This is a genomic window from Agarivorans sp. B2Z047 (assembly GCF_023373605.1).
Taxonomy (GTDB): Bacteria; Pseudomonadota; Gammaproteobacteria; order Enterobacterales; family Celerinatantimonadaceae; genus Agarivorans; species Agarivorans albus.
The window spans coordinates 1478452-1498333 of record NZ_CP088080.1 but is presented as its reverse complement, the minus strand read 5'-3'; the positions used below and the strand labels follow the sequence as shown (position 1 = coordinate 1498333).

General features: G+C 44.2%; 11 protein-coding genes and 1 pseudogene. 6 read left to right on the top strand and 6 right to left on the bottom strand.

What is annotated here, in order from left to right:
- Positions 1 to 12 precede the first annotated feature (12 nt).
- The gene (locus LQZ07_RS06865) at positions 13 to 1086 is read right to left on the bottom strand and encodes a 3-deoxy-7-phosphoheptulonate synthase (protein ID WP_040306856.1); all 1074 of its coding nucleotides are present in this window, start codon (positions 1084 to 1086) and stop codon (positions 13 to 15) included.
- Positions 1087 to 1336: 250 nt separating this feature from the next.
- Between LQZ07_RS06865 and LQZ07_RS06860 the strand changes: the two genes are divergently transcribed.
- From LQZ07_RS06860 to LQZ07_RS06850, 3 genes are all read left to right on the top strand, one after another.
- Entirely contained in the window at positions 1337 to 3037 is a 1701-nt protein-coding gene (locus tag LQZ07_RS06860; RefSeq protein ID WP_152780061.1) for a sensor histidine kinase, read from the top strand.
- Positions 3034 to 3777 (top strand): two-component system response regulator BtsR, encoded by a 744-nt coding sequence (gene btsR, locus LQZ07_RS06855; RefSeq protein ID WP_152780063.1) that lies wholly within the window; start codon positions 3034 to 3036, stop codon positions 3775 to 3777. The genes LQZ07_RS06860 and btsR overlap by 4 nt, the downstream gene beginning before the upstream one ends.
- A 287-nt stretch (positions 3778 to 4064) precedes the next feature.
- Positions 4065 to 5558: a carbon starvation protein A gene (locus LQZ07_RS06850; RefSeq protein WP_152780065.1), complete on the top strand. Its 1494-nt coding sequence runs from the start codon at positions 4065 to 4067 to the stop codon at positions 5556 to 5558.
- Positions 5559 to 5894: 336 nt separating this feature from the next.
- On the opposite strand, the gene LQZ07_RS06845 is transcribed toward LQZ07_RS06850, so the two are convergent.
- From LQZ07_RS06845 to LQZ07_RS06835, 3 genes are all read right to left on the bottom strand, one after another.
- Positions 5895 to 6581 carry a TIGR01621 family pseudouridine synthase gene (locus tag LQZ07_RS06845; protein ID WP_152780067.1) on the bottom strand — a complete coding sequence of 229 codons (687 nt, stop codon included), beginning with the start codon at positions 6579 to 6581 and terminating at the stop codon, positions 5895 to 5897.
- 65 nt (positions 6582 to 6646) lie between these two features.
- Positions 6647 to 10501 carry a DUF748 domain-containing protein gene (locus LQZ07_RS06840; protein ID WP_152780069.1) on the bottom strand — a complete coding sequence of 1285 codons (3855 nt, stop codon included), beginning with the start codon at positions 10499 to 10501 and terminating at the stop codon, positions 6647 to 6649.
- 28 nt (positions 10502 to 10529) lie between these two features.
- Positions 10530 to 11156: a LysE family transporter gene (locus LQZ07_RS06835; protein WP_016400353.1), complete on the bottom strand. Its 627-nt coding sequence runs from the start codon at positions 11154 to 11156 to the stop codon at positions 10530 to 10532.
- A 248-nt stretch (positions 11157 to 11404) separates the two neighbouring features.
- Here LQZ07_RS06835 and LQZ07_RS06830 point away from each other — a divergent pair, with 248 nt between their 5' ends.
- On the top strand, positions 11405 to 12649 hold the full coding sequence (locus LQZ07_RS06830; RefSeq protein ID WP_016400354.1) for a diguanylate cyclase: 1245 nt from the start codon (positions 11405 to 11407) through the stop codon (positions 12647 to 12649).
- Positions 12650 to 12769: 120 nt separating this feature from the next.
- Here LQZ07_RS06830 and LQZ07_RS06825 read toward each other — a convergent pair whose 3' ends face one another.
- Positions 12770 to 15691: an HD domain-containing phosphohydrolase gene (locus LQZ07_RS06825; protein ID WP_152780071.1), complete on the bottom strand. Its 2922-nt coding sequence runs from the start codon at positions 15689 to 15691 to the stop codon at positions 12770 to 12772.
- 279 nt (positions 15692 to 15970) lie between these two features.
- Between LQZ07_RS06825 and LQZ07_RS06820 the strand changes: the two genes are divergently transcribed.
- The gene (locus LQZ07_RS06820; protein WP_152780073.1) at positions 15971 to 17314 is read left to right on the top strand and encodes a DEAD/DEAH box helicase; all 1344 of its coding nucleotides are present in this window, start codon (positions 15971 to 15973) and stop codon (positions 17312 to 17314) included.
- Between the two features lie 125 nt (positions 17315 to 17439).
- A pseudogene (locus LQZ07_RS06815) lies at positions 17440 to 19154 on the top strand (ABC transporter ATP-binding protein).
- A 97-nt stretch (positions 19155 to 19251) separates the two neighbouring features.
- Here LQZ07_RS06815 and LQZ07_RS06810 read toward each other — a convergent pair.
- Complete coding sequence (locus LQZ07_RS06810) at positions 19252 to 19734, bottom strand: DUF2390 domain-containing protein (RefSeq protein WP_152780075.1); 483 nt, start codon at positions 19732 to 19734, stop codon at positions 19252 to 19254.
- Positions 19735 to 19882: the final 148 nt, after the last annotated feature.

Sequence of the window (19882 nt, the reverse complement as noted above, 5' to 3'; positions counted from 1 at the left end):
TTGTTTCCGTTATTATTTTTCTAGGCGTTTAGCTAGGCTGTCGCCAAGTTCGTTGAACATTTTGTCGATCAACGTTGCAGTTGCATCCCAATCAATACACGCATCGGTTACCGATACACCGTATTTAAGTGCTGACTTGGGTGCTTCACTTGGCTGGTTACCCGCTTCCAAGTTACTTTCTAACATTAAGCCAATAATTGATTTATTGCCTTCTTCAATTTGATTAATCACGTTAGCCGCAACCAAAGGCTGAAGTTCGTGGTTCTTACTAGAGTTAGCGTGGCTGCAGTCCACTACTAGGGTAGGTGCTAAACCCGCTTTTTCCATTGCTTGCTCAGCCAGTGCCACGTTTACTGAATCATAGTTAGGCTGTTTACCACCACGTAAAATAACGTGGCCATCTGGGTTACCTTGAGTTTGCAACAAAGACACTTGACCTTGTTGGTTAATGCCCATGAAGCGGTGCGAGTGAGCAGCCGATTGCATTGCGTTAATTGCTGTACCTAAGTTGCCATCGGTACCATTTTTAAAGCCAACAGGCATAGACAAACCACTGGCCATTTCACGGTGAGTTTGTGACTCAGTAGTACGTGCACCAATAGCAGCCCAAGAGAACAATTCTGATAGGTACTGCGGGCTAATTGGATCTAGCGCTTCGGTGGCCACAGGTAAACCTAGCTCGGCGGTCCAAGTTAGCAGTTCACGGGCGTTGTGAAGACCAGTTTCCACATCAAAAGAGTTATCCATGTGCGGATCGTTGATGAAACCTTTCCAACCTACGGTAGTACGAGGTTTTTCAAAATACACCCGCATAACGATAAATAGGCGATCGCTATATTGATCGTGAAGTTTCTTCAGGCGCGAAGCATATTCTTTCGCCTGTTCTAAATCGTGAATAGAACAAGGGCCAGTAATAACCAATAAACGTGAGTCACGTTTGTGGCAAATATCGGCGATAGTTTTGCGTGACTGCAGTACAAATTGTAATGCTTCATCAGAAGCTGGAAGCTTCTCGCGTAACTGCTCTGGTGTGATAAGGACTTGTTCTGACGAGATATGAATATCGTTAATTGGATCTTTTTGCATTTGCTCTTTTACTCCGGTGGCGGATTTAGCCACACATTTCCTTTCCCATTTTGGGATTAATTATTATAGAAACCCATCACAATACCAGTGCTTGCACCATTTGCAAGCGGTCAAGCGTTACCAGCTTGTTAAGAGCTTTACCAGCGATTTTGGTAAGTCCTATTAGTTGCTGTAAACAGTATGCTAATATGCTGCTATCTACTGTGAATGCCAGATATCCTTTCGCCAACTAGCGAGGCTTTAATAGCTGATGATATTGAGTGATTTTTCCCTGCTATTGTCTTTAGCCCAACAAATGAGCGTTTTTCTGGTCATTGCCTACCTGCTGAGTAAGACGCCAGCCTTTCTTCCGCTTACTAATCTGTCGCCACGTTTACCTAATACGCTCACCATTTATTGCTTGTTTTCGGGCTTCTGTATTCTAGGCTCCTATTTTGGTTTGGCGATTGACGACGCCATTGCTAATACTCGCGCAGTTGGCGCCGTGCTTGGTGGTTTATTTGGCGGCCCAGTACTGGGTTTGCTGGTAGGTTTTACCGGAGGCATGCATCGCTACTTTATGGGCGGGTTTACCGACGTGGCCTGCGCGGTTTCAACCACCCTTGAAGGTTTAGTTGGCGGCTTATTTCATTTATGGATCCGCAGGCGCAGCTTGCACAACGAACATTTGTTTTCGCCCACTATTGCCTTTGTTGCAACCTTAATCGCCGAAACCCTGCAAATGTTACTAATTTTGCTGATTGCTAAACCCTTTGAGCAGGCACTAGCCTTAGTAGAAGTTATCGCCCTTCCTATGGTTTTAGCCAACTCTGTTGGCGCCGCTTTATTCATGATGATGATTCGCGACCGCCGCCGGCTTTATGACAAATTTAGTAGTCATTCTTCAGCTAAAGCGCTTAACCTTGCGCAACGCATGGTGGGTATCTTTCACCAAGGCTTCAAACAACAAGATGCGGTACGTATCGCCAATATCATTCATGAAGAAACCGGGGTTTCTGCGGTCGCTATTACCGATACCCAACAGGTTTTAGCTTTTAAAGGTTTAGGAAGTGATCACCACCACGCGGGTCGCCCTATTGCATCCAAACAAACTCACCAAGCAATTAACGAAAACCGAGTAGTATTTGCCGACGGTGTTGAAGAGCCATATCAATGCAGCTCCAGCGATAAGTGCCCACTAGGCTCATCATTAGTGGTGCCGATTCGCGGCAGCGAGAACGATGTGATTGGCACAGTGAAACTCTATGAGTCGAAACGCCGCTTGTTTTTACACATTAACCGCGCCTTAGGCGAAGGTATTGCCAAGGTGATTGCCGAACAATTACGTGATAGCCATGTTCAGCAACAGCAACAACTACTCACCGAAGCTGAGCTAAAACTGGCGCGCGCCCAAATTAACCCACACTTTTTGTTTAACGCCTTAAATACTATCAGCGCGGTGGTAAAACGCGACGCCAGCTCTGCCCGTCAGCTCATTGCTGATTTAGCCTTGTTCTTGCGGATTAACTTAAAACGCAATCAGCAAACCAGCTTGGTGAGTGCCGAGCTAGAACATGTAAATGCTTATCTGCATATTGAGCAAGTGCGCTTTGCCGATCGTTTGGTGATAAAACAAGACATCGACGAAGCATTTATGCAGCTTGAGCTACCCACTTTTACCCTGCAACCGTTAGTGGAAAACGCCATTAAACACGGCACAGCCCATTTACTTGAAACCGGCAAAATCACCATTTATAGCCGGCTAAACAATGGAGTTAAACAGTTGGTAGTTAAAGACAACGCCGGCCTCTATCAAAAACCAGAGCAAGCCACCAGCGAAGGATTAGGTATGCATATTGTAGATACTCGCTTACGTAATGCCTTTGGTGCATCTTTCGCGTTACAAGTTGAATGTCAGCTAAACCAATATACTCGAGTGATTATTTCGCTGCCCAAGGAGCCTAACCAATGAGAGCAATCATTGTCGACGATGAACCCTTAGCCAGAGAAGAGCTTCAGGAGATGCTGCAAAGCTACCCTGAAATTGAAGTCGTCGCGCAATTTGGCAACGCCATAGAGTGCTTAAAGCACCTTAAGCAACCGCAAGCCGAGGTATTATTTTTAGATATAGAAATGCCACAAATTAGCGGTTTAGAACTGGCGAATATGATTGACAGCGACAACGCGCCAGCGATTGTATTTGTGACCGCTTACGATCAATTCGCTCTAGATGCCTTCGAACAAAATGCCGTAGATTACTTACTCAAGCCGATTGACTCGGACCGTTTGTGTAAGTCGATTAAACGCTTAAAAGAGCGCTTGCCTTCCATCAAGCAAACCGAAGCTGATGCGCCCTCCAATCACTCTTATCAAAACATGCTCAAAGAGCAACAACTTAGATTAATACCCTGTTATTACCAACAACGAGTAAAACTGATCCGCTTAGAAGATATCGAGCATGCTTCAAGCGATATAAGCGGTGTGCATGTTGCCACCGAAAATGGCACCTACCATACCCAGCTAACGCTAAAAGTACTTGAAGACAAATCCCCTTTGTTACGTTGCCATCGCCAACACTTGGTTAACGTGGAAGCCATTTCCGAAATCTCTTTAGAAGATAATGGCGGTGCGGTGTTGTTCACTAAAAGTGGTGCGCAGTTACCGGTAAGTCGTCGCTACTTCAAAGCAATTAAAGAGCATTTTGGCTTATAACATTGTTCAATTAGCCAACACCACTTAAGTGCTATCTCAACGACTAGCCAAGAAACGGTGCTGTTTACTAATAGTGGCGCACAGTTAACAGTTAGTCGTTAGCCGTCGCTACTTCAAAGCAATTAAAGAGTATTTTGGTCTATAACATTGTTAAATTAATCAACACCACTTAAGTGCTATTTCGACCACTTACCAACAAATAGCACCATTCACCAAAGCGACTACTGAATAGCGACTTGCGAATAAATACACTGGCCTTGATTACAACTAAGTACTGAGAGGATGACATGCTTTGGTTTCTATTTTGCGTCGCAGCGTTGCTCGGCGGCTACTTCATTTACGGCGCCTTTGTAGAGAAGGTTTTTGGCATTAAAGAACAGCGACAAACACCCGCTTACGCGAAGCAAGATGGTGTGGACTTTGTGCCAATATCGAAGAAAAAAGTTTATTTAATCCAGCTACTTAACATTGCCGGCGTGGGTCCTATTTTTGGCCCTATCATGGGCGCTTTATACGGCCCCGCGGCGATGTTATGGATTGTGGTAGGCTGTATTTTTGCTGGCGCAACTCACGACTACTTCTCAGGCATGCTATCAGTTCGCAATGGCGGTGCATCGGTACCGGCATTATCTGGGCGATACCTAGGTAAAAGTGCTCGCCACTTCATGAATATTTTTGCCATTGTGCTGTTGCTACTGGTAGGCGTAGTATTTGTATCCGCTCCAGCAGGCATGTTAACTAACCTTATTAACGACCAAGCTGGTATAAGCCTTGGTTTAGGCACTATGGTTAGTATCATTTTTGTTTACTACATCATTGCCACTATCGTTCCCATCGACAAAATCATTGGCCGCTTCTACCCACTGTTTGGTGCATTACTTATCTTTATGTCGGTAGGCCTAATTACCGCAGTAGCTTTCTCAAGTGAGCACCAAGTAATGGGCAGCTTTGAAGTAAGCCAAATGTTCACCAATATGAACCCAAATGACTTACCGCTATGGCCAGCCTTATTCATTACCATTGCTTGTGGCGCAATTTCAGGCTTTCATGCTACGCAATCACCGTTAATGGCGCGTTGTGTAGAGAATGAAAAAAATGGCCGCTTTGTATTTTACGGCGCAATGATTGGCGAAGGTGTCATTGCCTTAATCTGGTGTGCTATTGCGCTGTCTTTCTTCAACTCAATGGAAGGTTTACAAGCAGCTGTTGCCAGCGGTGGGCCTGGTAAAGTTGTTTACGACGCGTCGTTTGGTTTACTGGGTGTATTTGGCGGTATCTTAGCCTTCTTAGGAGTGGTGATTTTACCTATTACTTCTGGCGATACGGCGTTTCGTTCAAGCCGCTTAATTTTGGCAGAGTACTTTAACCTGTCTCAAAAGCCGGTTAAAAATCGCTTAATGATTGCCCTGCCAATTTTCATTATTGGTGGCATTCTTACTCAAGTAGATTTTGGAGTCATTTGGCGCTACTTCGGCTTTGCTAACCAAACAACCGCTGTAATGATGTTATGGACAGCAACCGCTTACCTATTGCGTAATGACAAATTCCACTGGATAACCACTGTTCCCGCCATGTTTATGACAACAGTAGTGGTGACCTTCATCCTAAACTCAAGCACCTTGGGCTTTGGGCTACCAATGACTATTTCGACGGTGGCAGGGGTAGTGACTACCTTAGTGATTACCGGTTTGCTAATAGCCAAACTAAAAGGCATTGGTGAAGACGATTTGGATGAAGAGTTAGACGAAATAACTAAACTAAATTCGGCCAAAGAAGCCTAATAACATCCTTAGGGTCTGTTGATCTTTGGTGTTGAAATTTTGTTCGAGATAAGCGGGCTTTAATCGCGGCGAGCACTTAGAAGCCTAGTGGGCTAAGCAAGAAGTGCTTAACAAAGAGTAAAGTTCGCTTATCTGAACCCTTCGGGCAGCATTTCTTAGCCATTTATTCAGCGTTAGCGAGTGATTATTAAGCTCACTTAACTGCACACTCACTGCCTTGCCTAAATGGCTAATAAATTGCTGTAAAAACCATCAGCAAAGATCAACAGACCCTAAGCTTTGAGCCGCTTTATGCGGCTCTTTTTTTAGGCTTAGGAAACGACAAGAGCTGTTAGCTTAACTGCGCTTGAGTTGTGGGAAAGCCACTTCCCAAGGCTTAGCTAAACTGGCAATTTTTTCGGCTATTTCAAAACGCTCAAAATCCCCATCAAGATTATCTAAAGCTGCATAATGAAGAGACTGTTCACCCCAATTAAACTGCAGGCCAAAAGCATGCAAATAACCTCGCTCTGCCGCTTCGCCACCATAGCGCGTATCACCCAGTATTGGCGCGCCTAAACTTTTAAGGGCAACCCGCAATTGATGGGTACGCCCAGTATGAGGTTTTAATAAAAACAAACGACGTTTGGGTAACAGCGCAAAGCTAAAAAACTGGGTAATCGCTGGGTTATCGTTAGTATGCCCAAGCTTCCAACTGCCGTTGCGCGCTTTCAGCATATCCCCTTTAATCAAGCCCTGTTTCTTTTTAGGTTTGTTAGAGGCTAAGGCTAAGTAGAATTTATTGACTAAGCCTTGGCTAAACAGCTCTTGAAAACGCGCAGCTGCCGATTTATTTTTGGCTAGCAGTAACAAGCCAGAGGTTAGCTTATCTAGTCGATGCACAGGCCATAACTCTATGGCAAATTGTTGGCGCGCCAACTCGACCAGCCCCAACTCGCCAGACTCGGTATGAAAGTTAATACCACTGGGTTTATTAACCACTATAAAATCGCTGTGTTCGGCCACGAGTAGGAGCTTTTGCATACTGCTTTTCCTTACAAAATCAGTGACATTATCGCCCGAACAGGGTTTAAAACAAGCTTTCGCGATTAATCAGCAATAATGCTTAAGGTTACCAGCATTTTGCCACTTTGCTTGTCGAGCGCTTGGCGCTGCACAAAAGCGCGGGCAATGGCTAATTCGTTTTGTTCGGTGAGAACGTCTTTTACCGCAATCGCTCGTTGCTCTGCAAAGCTTTCTAAATCGCCATCATTAAGGGTTTGTTGGTCAACTAATCGTTGATACCACAAGCTGTGTAACTCTTGATTTAAACGCTCGGGGCTAAGCTGCTCTTGCTCTTGCAAGCTTTGGGTTAGCTGCTGTCGGTCTTCATTACGGCTTGCTTCTTCTATGTTGACTTGCGCCAAGTTAACGAGAGCAGTTCGTAAACTGCGATTCTCGAGTACTGCACTTAAGCTGATATCTTGCGGCGCTATATCCAGATTAGCCTGTTGATTAAGCTGTTCAGCGAGCGCTTGTCTTTTGAGGGCTGGAATATCTTGAGCTGGATCGATGGAGCCAACTAAAGCAATTTTTAGCTGCGGACGTTTTTTTAAGCCTTCGGCCAATTGGCCAAGTTGAGTAAGCTGTTGCTGCTCAATCTCGCTACTGCCAGCAACAAAACTCACTTCATTTAAGGTTTCGTCACTACCAATTAGCGAACCAATCAAGGCAAAGGGCGAAGTAACGATTTTTTTCAGCGCGCCACCTAAGGCCTTGAACACCAATCCACCAACATTAAAGTCAGGATCATTAACATCGCCGCTAACTTCTAAACCTAGGTCTATAACACCTTGGTCATCTTCTAGTAGCGCAATCGCAAGCTCCACCGGTAGCGAAGTAGCCTTTTCACTATTGGTGCGTTTCCCCAATTGCAGTTGCTCTATGTAAACTTGATTGCTGCCCTGTAGCTGGCTTTGCTTAAGTTTATAAGCCAGGGCTAAAGACATTTGTCCACGCTCAATCACATAACCTGCATAGGTGCCCGAATAGGCGTTTAAGCGAGTAAGTTCTAAATGTTTAAAATCTAGTGCAGCATCAAAGGCGGGGTCAGCAGCAAGAGGGGCAATTTCACCAGCAAAACTTACCGGAGCATAACCGTCCACTTCACCGCTTAGGCTCACTTCGGCTGGCTGGCTAGCGTCTTGAGTTAAGCTGCCAATTTTACCCTCTACCTTTTCAATCTTGGCGGCAAAGTTGGGATCTAACGAGTAATCAGCAAAGTCGACCAAGCCTTGGCTAAACTGCGTTTGCGCAATGCTAATTTGCCAGCTTGCTGAATCATTTGCAGCTACTGGCTCACTGGTTTGTTCCTCGAGCTCTTCGCTTCGCTGCTCAACCGAGCTTTCACCCTCTTCGGGTGACTTTACAATCCCCGCCAAATTAGTGGAAAAGTCTTCTGATACCTCAATTAAGAAGTAGGGTTGAATAAAGTTAAGCTCACCCAAAGCAAGGCGGCGTTGGCGAGTATCTAGATCCAATTGGCTAAGGTTGAATTCAGACCATTTGAGTAAATCGGACTGGGCCCTTGCGTCTTTTAAATGCAGTTCATCAATGCTGAGCGGGCCTTTTAAAGCCAATCCAAATTGCTCTTGCCAATCTAATTGCACTTGCATGTCGGTATTAAACTTGGCCGACTCTAGTTTTAACTCAGTGTATTGCGCTAAGTAGGCTTGATAAAAAGCCAAACCAAACTGTGTAGCTTTAAGCGTTAAATCAGCTTGTTTAATGGCAAGTGCGATTTCTCCATCAATAGCGAGCTCGCCACCCTGCTCGGCTTGCAGCGTTGCGGCTATCGTCATCGAAGCGCTCATATCGGAGCTTATATTTGAAAGCTCAATTAAAGGGGCGTTTAGTTGGTGTTTAAGCTCTTGCCCAGAATTCATCTCGCTCAAACTAATACGTGAATTAGCTGCGCTTAACTGGGCAATGTTAACCAACCACCCCACTTGCTCTTCACGTGTAGTAGCGTCTGTTTCTTCTTCTGCTGCCGCTGCATTTTGTGCAAGTTTTGGCTTAGTTTGCGTATCTAAAGAAACGTCATTGGCTTCATCAAGATTAGTTGCCTCAGACTCTAAGGTTTGATCGCTTTGCGGCTCAGACTCGATGTCGGTTGAGCTGTTTTCACTTGCTACAAAACCTAGGTATTCAATAATGTCCAAGTTGCCTTGCTCATCGAGGCTGGCAATAAACTCTAAGGCTTCACTGCTAAGACTGGCAATATCAACGGTTTGCTTAGTTAGATTGACATCTACACCGTCGGCAACAACGTCATTGGCCGCCAGCCAATGCAAGTTCTCTGTATGTTGTGACACCGCCAGATTCACTTGCGATAAGGCCAAACGCCCGTTAGAGCTAGTAAGAGCAAAGCTGTCTGCCAGCTGCATATCTAACTCGCTACTTAAGGCCAGTTGGCCACTGTTTATATCTAAGCGAACAAAGGGGGAGTACCATTTTTCAAGTTGCGTTAGCGCCAGTTGGCTAAGGCTTACTTGACCAGTTAAACGCTGCTCTGGGCCACTAAAGGCTAACTTTGCATTGAGTGGACTCTGCTGGTACAAACTAGCATCAAGCGTTAATTCCGTGGTTTGCTGCATATCACTAGAAAACCCACTAAGGCTAAGCGCTTGTAACAATAGTTGATGCTGTTTAGTGCTGCCTAACCAAGCTTCACCTAGCCTTAGTTCAAAGTCATTCACCTTAATGCTGTTGTTACTTAGCACCCAAGAAGACTCTGTTGCCAGTTCTTCCTGCTCAACTGTCGGTGTAGCATCACTTTGCTCGCCAGCTTCAAGTGTTTGAGCTTCAGGCGTTTGAGTTTCAGCCACCAGCTTTTCAAAATGAAACCACGAGAGCCAATCTAGTTGAGAGTCCTGGTCAAAGTTGGCAGCAAGTAAACCTTGATTGAGGCCAATATCCCCTAAGCTAAGGTGTTGCTGGTTCAAATCAAAAGTAATGTTATTAAGCGAGAGCTGTTCGAACTTAGCGCGAGTTTCCTCAAAAGCGCTCAGCTCAAATTGTTCAATGCTCAGCAGGCCTTGTTCGGTAATAAACTGAAACTGTTGTTGGTAATCAATTAGATAATCAGTGCTAAGCGTTACCGCGCCTTGGTTGATTCGCAAATCGGTATAAGGGCGTAAAAAAGCAAAAACCCGCGGCAGCTGAAACTCTTCTAAAGAGAATTGACCCGATACTTGAGAAGCTGGCAAATCCACTTCTCCACTCCAGGCCAAACGGCCTTGCTCGCCGACTTGCGCTTCAATACGATAGGCATTAGCTGCATCACCGGTTCTTTGGGTATAAAAATCGTTAAGCAATAAATCAAAATCAGAAATGGAGAAATCTACAGCTTGCTCTGGCAGGTAGTCACTCAGCTTTAATTGAGCGTTGCGCAACATAAATTGTTTAACCCGCAAACGGGGAACGCTAGCTTGTTCGCTGTTTTCAGGTTCGGCCTCTTGTGGTTCGCCAGTATTAGGAAACAAACTGTCTACATTTAGTGCACCATTTTTTTGTCGACTAAGGTGAAAGAACAAACCGTCTAACTCTAAGGCTTCAAAATTCCAACTCCAGTAGAATAAAGAGCTTAAGGTGAAATCTACATAGAGGCGCTCGAAGCTCGCCAAAGGCTGGGATTGCTGCTCATCAAGCTCTTTAATGGCAAAGTGGCGCAGCGTTAAGGAAAGCTTAAGCGGATGAAAATCTGCTTGTTGCAGAGTCACTGTGTGACCGGTGAGAACGGTTAATTGCTTTTCTACTTGCTGCTTGATCACCCAAGGTAACAAGCTTAGTGACAGCACAACATAAAGCATAAAGACTATTACAAAATACACCCCAGCTTTTTGCCAAGCAGAGGCCTGCTGCCAGCGCATTTTTAATTGCCCTATCCTTGTGGCTGCCTTCATAAATCTCCCGCGTCTTTGATGATGCTTATTAGTTTCGACTACTAAAAAGCAAACGAATTCCCAAACTCACTAAAACAAAACCCATACTGCGGTCAAACCAGTGTCCTACCTGCAAAAACTTACGGCGAACTCGGGCAGTACTAAACAACCAGGAGATCATGGCAAACCATAAGGCTGTAGCAAAAACCATATATAAACCATAGCCTAACTGCACCAGCATTGGCGTAGTTGGGCTAATAACTACAGTAAATAATGACAGGAAAAACAAGGTTGCTTTAGGGTTTAAGCCATTAGTCATAAAACCACTTAAAAAGGCACTTTTATCGCTAAGCCTAAGGCCCGTATCGGCTTCAATATCTGCTGCATCACGACGCTTTGCTCGCAAGCCTTGAATACCTATCCAAATCAAATAAGCGGCGCCTAACCATTTAATCACGTTAAACAACCAAATCGACTGAGAGATGATTAAGCCGATTCCCAGCACCGAATAAATCACATGAACCATAATCCCACAACCTACGCCAAGGGAGGTAAAAATAGCGGCTCTACGACCAAGGGAAATACTATTTTTTAGCACTACTGCTAGGTCTGGCCCCGGCGAAGCCACGGCTAACAAATGCACCACAACCACGGTTAAAAATTCAGCCCAGTACACGCTATCTCCTTAAAGAAACGATCAGTGACAATATTCACGTCTGATTGATTAAACAAAACCAGCAGCCATAAATCCATCTACAATTGTATTTAGTAGGTATAAAACAATAAAGCTTAGTAAGTTTTTGTTATTACTTATTTAAAAAACTGCGCTGCATCAAACAGTTATTTTGTTATATTAGTTTTTCAAAATTCAGTTTTATTTGACCCAAAGCACAATAATCAAGTGAGTTTTTAGGAAAGCAAGCTATGCAGAAAATTCTTATAGTAGAAGACAGCCCAACAGTACTAAAAATTCTCCGCCATTTGTCTTCACGTTTAAACCATCTTGAGCCAATTTTTGCCTCTAGCTTAGAACAAGCGAAGCAGATTTACAGCGCCGACCCAAGTAGCTTTTTTGCTGCTCTGGCAGATTTTAATTTACCCGATGCGCCAAACGGTGAACTGGTTGATTACCTATTGGAAAACAAAATTCCGACAGTGGTGCTTTCAGGCTCCTTTGATGAACAAACCCAGTCCCTGTTAATTATAAAAGGTGTGGTTGACTATGTGCTAAAAGAAGGACGTTACTCCTACGAGCTGGCCTTCGATACCTTAAATCAACTCTACCTAAATCAAAATACCAAAGTGTTGGTTGCCGAAGACTCGGAACTAGCGAGAAAACATATCTGTGGTTTACTAAAACGTCACCTATTTCAAGTAATTGAAGCGAACGACGGACAGGAAGCTTTTAAGCACTTACAAGATGATCCGGATATTAAGTTGCTAATTAGTGACTATCAAATGCCAAATATGGATGGCTTCCAACTGGTTCAAAAAGTACGCCACGAAATGGGTCAACGACGGATCAGCATTCTAGGTTTATCCTCTGCCGATAATGCGACTGTATCGAGTAAGTTCATTAAAAATGGGGCTAACGACTACTTACACAAACCCTTCTCTATTGAGGAGTTTCAATGTCGAGTCAATCACAGCCTGCATACTTTAGCGTTGGTAGAAAAGCTGGAAAAAGCCGCTTACCAAGACTATCTAACCGCGATTCCTAATCGCCGATTCTTCATTAAACACGGCCGTAAACTGCACCAAAAAGCCGAGGACAAAAACTCTCAACTTGCGGTAGCAGTACTCGATATTGACCACTTCAAAAAGTTTAACGACCAATACGGCCATGAAGCAGGTGACGCAGTACTCATTCACTTTTCTAGCTTAATGAAATCAGGCCTGTCTAACTTCTTGTTTGCCCGTACCGGTGGCGAAGAATTTAGTGTGGCAATGGCAGGACTAAACAATGAACAAGCCTACCAACTGTTAGATGCATTTCGTGAGCAAGTGGCAACCACAGAGTTTATTTACAACGATACCCCACTGTCGATAAGCGTTAGCATCGGTGTGACCAATAACCTTGAAGAACATTTAGATGCGCAGCTCAACCGAGCAGACGAGCTGCTATATAACGCCAAAGATGCCGGGCGCAATATTGTCGTTGGAGATTAGTACCAATATTAGCTAGCTGCTGAATGTTGTAACTGTTAGTGCATATGAAGAACAAAAAAGGGTGCAGGCTAAAAAGCTAAGCTCCCTTTTTTACTATCTCATATTAGATCGTGGGTAAACCTAAGCTTGATCGGGTAAATAGTCGTTTATGTCTATCTCGTCTATCTGTTCCGGTTTTAAGAACGCTTTAGCGTACTCTAGGTAAATCCCCGAGTGTAAAAATAGCCTGAATATGTCGGCATCAATATGTTTGTCGTCACACATAAAGCGCATAATTTTCAGCGACTGACTCAAGCTCTTACCTTTTTTGTAAGGCCTATCCACTGCCGTTAAGGCTTCAAAAATATCTGCAACCGCCATCATTCGAGCAGTGGTAGGCATTTGCTCTTTGGTAAGCTGTTTCGGGTAGCCAGTACCATCCATTTTCTCATGATGTCCTCCGGCAATTTCTGGCACTCTTCTCAAGTGATGAGGGAACGGCAGTTTCTCCAACATAATAATGGTTTGCACAATATGGTCGTTAATTTTGTAACGTTCTTCTTCGCTAAGCGTGCCACGCGCAATGCTTAAGTTATAAAGTTCACCACGGTTGTATTTATACTCGGGCACCTTAAGTTTGAAGCCCCAAGGGTTGTCGGCATCAATCTTCTCATCTTCGCGACGATAAATAATATGCTCTGGTTTATCATCCAAGAGCTTTTCAGTAGCCGGTAAATGAGTACTTTGCGAAGCGCGACGATCGAGCTCCATATGGGATAAACCAAGGCTATCATCAATGGTGCGTTGCCAAGTTCGTAGGCCAATTTGATGCAAACGCTCAATATCTTCAGCGCCCATAAACTCACCACCAATATTAGATTTTGCCACAAAGGCAAACTCTTCATCCAAGGTGGCTAACTGCTGTTCTAATTGGGCTTGCAAAGATTCTTGCTCCTGCTCCGGCAACCCACCAGCTACCTGCTGCCAGTAGCTTAGCTGAGCATCTCGTTTAAGCACTTCAAAGCGCATACGAACTTCATGAATTCGGTCGTAAATGGTTTCTAACTTGGTGGCTTTATCCACTACGTATTCAGGGGTGGTGACTTTACCGCAGTCATGTAACCAACTGGCGATGTACAGTTCTTCCCATTGCGCTTCATTCATCGAGAAGTCGGCAAATACACCGTGCTGCTGCTCTACCGCTGCATTGGCTAGCATTTTGGTGAGCTCTGGAACGCGTTGGCAATGACCACCGGTATAGGGCGATTTGGCATCAATCGCTCCTGCGGTAAGTTTGATGAAAGATTCCAATAAGTTCTTTTGTGATTCGATTAAATGACGATTTTCAATGGCAATAGTCACCACGCTACTTAAGGCATCAATAAACGACAATACTCGTGGCGAGACATTAGCCTGATGATGGCTAAATGTTGCAATCATGCCCACTAGTTTGTTTTCTCGATTGATCAACGGAGATACGACTAAGTTGAGCGGCTTACCTTGGTAATCTAGGCTGGTAAACTTGGTGGTTGAACTGGTGGTGGTGTCAAGTAAATACTTAACCAAAGGCTGAGTTAAAGTATCGGCATAAGTAAAGGTTTGTGGCAGCTGCATGCCCTCAAGAGCTTTGGTTTGCAGCTCGAACAATTGATCATTCTTCAGCCAAATAGCGCCTTGTTCCATATCTAATATGGTTTGCATTTCTTGCACACTTTTATCGAGCAAGCGACCAAAATTATCTTCTTCACCGAGCATGGTGGATACATCTGAAAACTGTTTAATGGTTTTCTTCAGCTGTTCCGTAATTCGGCTTAGTTGATGAACCTCTAAAACCACCGAGTTAACTTGCTTAGTGGCATCAAAATCAAAGGCCATAATGGCTTCATTCTGATTCATTAACTCATGTAAAGGTTTAGCCACTAAGCGCGACACATACCAAGCAATAGGTATTGAAACCAGCACAATGAATATACTAAAAACAACCGATTGATCGCGGGCCGCTCGAGCATCCATCAATATTTCATCTTCAGGTGAAGCTAGCCCTAAAAACAGCTTATCTATTTTTACGTTTTCACGGTCTGCATTGACCTCTAAGGTAAGCTCAATAATTTGACCAATCCAATCTTCATGCTCACCGTTAATAATAAAACTGCCGCCATCAACAGCACCAGAATGATCAGAGAACTGAGAAAGAACCCCTAAATTTTGTTTATCTAAACGTGGTAAAATAACTTCTTCTTCGGTGACTTGTAGGTTATCTGCTATCCACGAGGCCTGCTGGTGTGCCAGTACCGAATAGTCACTGTTAAACATCACCAGTAACGAGGATTCGCTAAGCTTATTTTTACCTAAGCTTTTAGAAACACTGGCTAAGGTAAGGTCTGCCCCTACTACCATATTGCGCTGCTTATTGGCATGAGCAAAGGTCACCCCCACATCCTTGGTGGTGTAAAAAACATAGGGATCTGTGGCAACAATAGAGGGGCTATTAATGGCCAATTTGTACCAAGGGCGCTCACGTGGATCTAACTGATAATTGCGATCTATTTGGTCACGAAGCGGTCTCAATTCATTATCGTAAAATACGTTACTAGAGTATCCGTTAACGATCTTTGTAATTAATACAACCGAGCCGATTGGGGCGCTCACTTGCTGACGTTTTTCTAAGGTATCTAAGGGGCGAACTAGGTAGAAATCGCCATTGGCATAGCCCATATAAACAGCTGATAATCCGCGCTGTTGGCTTAAGCTTGAATACAGCATTGGCAACCAGCTACGTTGGCTGTTGTTAAGCTGAGCCATTGTAAGATTCATAGCAGCCAAGCTATGTACAAAATTTTGTGCTGGAAACATTACGCCTTCCAGCTCAGAGACAGTGGCGCGACCTACTTGCTCTAAGGCCCTAGCTTGATTCTCGGCAACAATATCACTGGTATGAAAATAGTTAAGAGTGCCAATCACCAGGCCACTGGTAATCAGCATTAAAATCATCACACTGACGAGATGAATATGAAACGAAAATCGCCGCTTCGTACTTGCCGCTTTTTCGGAAATACCAGCCATTATCAATCCTTTGCTAAAGCTAATCCTTGCAGCTTTCAACTATGGCAAGGCAACCCCGCTTAAGCAAGTAAAAGTGCCTGTTTTTTAAACTGTTATGCTACAAATCAATAACTAAGGATAAATTAGCTAATGAAGTAAACATTTTCATCACTGCTTACATTTTTTTCGCAAAAAACCTGAATTGTTGGTTAAGTAATTCAATAAAGCTCGAATCCTTAATGTGAGCCAGAGCATTTACGGTTATAATCTCAATCACATACATTTGAAGAGAGTTACAACTTGCAGTTTACTGAACTGGGCTTAGATCCCCGCCTAAATAAAACCATTGAGCACCTTGGCTTTAGTGAAACCACCGAGATCCAAGCTCGGGCAATTCCCGCGGCAATGGTAGGCAAAGATCTACTAGCATCATCTAAAACAGGTTCAGGTAAAACCCTAGCGTACTTGCTGCCAGCCATGCAGCGTATGCTAAAAACGCGAGCTCTCTCTAAGCGCGATGCACGCACGCTAATTTTAACCCCCACACGTGAACTGGCTAAGCAAGTATTTGCTCAGCTGCGCTTGCTTATTGCCAATACGCAAACACGTGCCTGCCTTATCACCGGCGGAGAAAACTTTAACGATCAAAGTAAGTTGCTACGTAAAGATCCACAGGTTGTAGTAGCAACGCCAGGTCGCTTAGCCGACCACCTTAGTAAGCGCCATTTATTTTTAGACGGGCTTGAGTTACTAATCCTCGACGAAGCCGACCGAATGTTAGATTTGGGTTTTGCCGAGCAACTTAACTATGTGAACAAAGCAGCGAACCACCGTAAACGTCAAACCTTAATGTTTTCGGCCACCTTAGATGATGCAGCCATTAACTCGTTTGCCCTTGAGTTGCTCAATGAGCCAGAGCGCATAGCGGTGGGCTTTAGCTTTACCCAGCATCAAGACATTAATCAGCAGTTTTTGTTAAGTGATCACCTCGACCATAAACAAGCACAACTTGCCGAGATACTTAAACAAGGCACTGTAAATCAAGCCATTGTGTTTACTGCAACACGAGCCGACACTCAGCGCCTCGCCGACGCTTTCACCGAGCAAGGTATCAGCTGTTCGGCCTTAAACGCCGATTTAAGCCAAGGCGCACGCAACAAGATCATGGATGAATTTAGCCGCGGTCACCAAAAGGTGTTATTTACCACCGACCTTGCCTCACGCGGCCTTGATATTGTGCAAGTCTCTCACGTGATCAACTTCGATATGCCTAAACATGTAGAAGAATATGTGCACCGCATTGGCCGAACAGGCCGAGCAGGCAATCTTGGACAAGCCTACTCCTTGGTTGGACCAAAAGACTGGTATAGCTTCAAAACCCTAGAAGCACTATTGGAGCAAAAAGTTGAGTTTATTAGCCTAGAGGGTCTAGCCGCTAAATTTAAAGGTTTACGCCCCAAAAATACCAAGCCTAGCTTTAGTAAAAATACCCAAAAAGCGAAGACCCAGAAAAAAGCGAAGACCAGCAAACCTAAGGTGAAAACCAACAAAACCTTTGCTGCCGGCACTGAAATGGGCGATGCACCTATTATTCGCCAGAAAAAGGCACAAAAAGCCAGCGACATTGATACTAGCGAAGAATAAGGCTTAGCGTCTTACTGCAACTCGCCAAATTAGCTGCAAGCCAGAATGCTTGCAGCCTCTAGCTTTTTTATCTCAGTCTCCGTAGACTCTCCAAATTACAAATGAAAAAGATTCTTATTTAGATTATGCATTCAAACGTCTCCTCGACTACCTTTACTTGGGCAACCATTCGCCAACAAATTTTCCACTATAAGAAGCCCTTGGTTTACGCTCACCTTATTGCCATTTTGGCTACCTTAGTGAGTGTACCCATCCCACTTATGATGCCTTTGTTGGTTGATGAAATACTACTCGAAAAGCCAGACCAAACCATCTCAATGTTGCAACAAGTGCTACCTGAAAGCTGGCATACCGCCACTGGTTATATTCTTACTGTTTTATTGGTGGTAGTGTGTTTACGTTTATCATCACTAGTAATTGGTGTATTGCAGACTAGGCAATTCACCTTTATTGGTAAGCAGATTAGTTTTTGGATCCGTCAGCGCCTAGTCGAACACTTGCCCAAGGTTGAACTACGTGAATATGAAACTCAAGGCTCTGGCGGCATAAGCGCCCGTTGCATTACCGACGTAGAAACCCTAGATAAATTTATTAGCGAAAGCCTATCCAAGTTTCTAGTAGCCTTGCTCACCATTGTTGGTACGGCAGTTATTTTGCTGTGGATTGACTGGCAGCTAGGCTTAATTATTTTGCTGCTCAACCCTGCTGTTATCTATTTTTCGCGCTCTTTTGGCAGCCATGTAAAAGAGCTAAAGAAAAAAGAGAAGGCCATTACTTTTCGCGAGTAATTAGCGCCGCTGGCGAGCTAAAAGATCACGCCATTGCCTCGCATTGGAAGACCGATGCAGTAAACCGCCTTAGCTTCACCATCTTCCTTGTTGGCTTCGAGGTGTTTCGCGCAATAGCCATGTTAATGGTGGTCTTTTCTGATTTAACCGTAGGGCAAATCTTCGCAGTATTTGGCTACTTGTGGTTTATGATGGGACCAGTGCAAGAAATATTGAGCATTCAATACAGCTACTTTAGCGCTAACGCAGCATTAGCGCGCTTGAATCAACTATTTGAGCTAAAACAAGAGCCCCACTACCCTTGCGAAGTTGACCCCTTTGCCAAACAACAGAACTTTGATATCGAATTCAAGAACGTTAACTTTAGTTACTCAGCAGAATCCCCAGTACTAAAAGACATTAGCCTAACGCTACCGGCAGGTAAAAAAGTCGCGGTGGTGTCGGTAAGTGGCGGCGGTAAATCTACCTTGGTGAACCTGCTGCTGGGGCTTTACCAAAAAGACAGTGGCCAAATCTTGTTAGATAAAACCCCGATTGAAAAAGTCGGTTATTCCACCATCCGCAGTAATATCTCCACAGTATTACAACAGCCGATACTGTTTAATACTACGGTTAGAGAAAACCTCAACATGGGTCGCCAACACAGTGATGATGAGCTGTGGCAAGCCTTGGCTATTGCCGAGCTACAAACAACTGTTGAAAAGCTGCCCGACACCCTAGACACAATAGTGGGCAGAAGTGGCGTAAGACTTTCGGGAGGGCAAAAACAGCGTCTAGCGATAGCCCGAATGATCTTGGCTAAACCGCAGGTAGTGGTATTAGATGAAGCCACCTCGGCTTTAGATACAGATACCGAAGCCAAACTGCATCGTAACCTGCAAGGCTTTTTAGACCAGCGAACCACACTAATTATTGCTCATCGTTTAAGTGCAATTAAACAAGCCGATCTAATTTATGTATTAGATGATGGCGCCATTAGCCAAGTAGGTGAACATCAGCAGCTGATTGAACAAACTGGCTTATACAAAACCTTGTACCAACATCAGAGCTAAGCGCAGCTTACCATCCAAAATGGCTAAGTTGATTGCGACTAAATATATGGCAGCTAAGTACTGGCCCGAAGCTTTAATCTGGTTACGCCAATTAGTCTTAACTATGCAGCTTGCCGTCCAGAATAGCTAAATTCATCGTTGCTAAGTACTGAGCGGAAGCCTCAGCCTGATTAAGATAGTTAGTCAGGGCTACGTCAGCAGTTTGTCGCCCGGGGTGACGCTGCTGGCTGAGTACTAACAATTGCTGCTGGCGACGTTCAAGCTTTAGTTCGTGTTTGAGTAGTAGTTGATATTGGGTTTCGCTAAGGTAGGATTTCATCTTTTTCCGATGACGGCGGAACTCAGTAATTTTTTGTTCACTATTATTAATTTGGCTGAGCAATAGCTCTAAATTAACTGTCCAGCGTTGCTGTTGGCAAAAGCTCAACCAAAGCAGCAGGTTTACATTACGGGTGTGTTGCTCTTGTAACCATAAACACAGTTTCTTCACCTCAGGTCTTGAATAAACCTGCTCCGAATACTGCCAAAAACTATTGGCAATAGTTTGCATCTCTGGCACCAAACAAGATTTTGAAATCACGGTCTAACCTATCCTTTTAAAATGAATAAGGTCGAAATTGATCGCCCTACACAGACCTGAACAGCTATAAAAATCTTTCAATTTGTTACTAGATTAGATTAACAAAGCAGCTAACTAGCTGACAATACAATAAGTATTCAACCTTAGT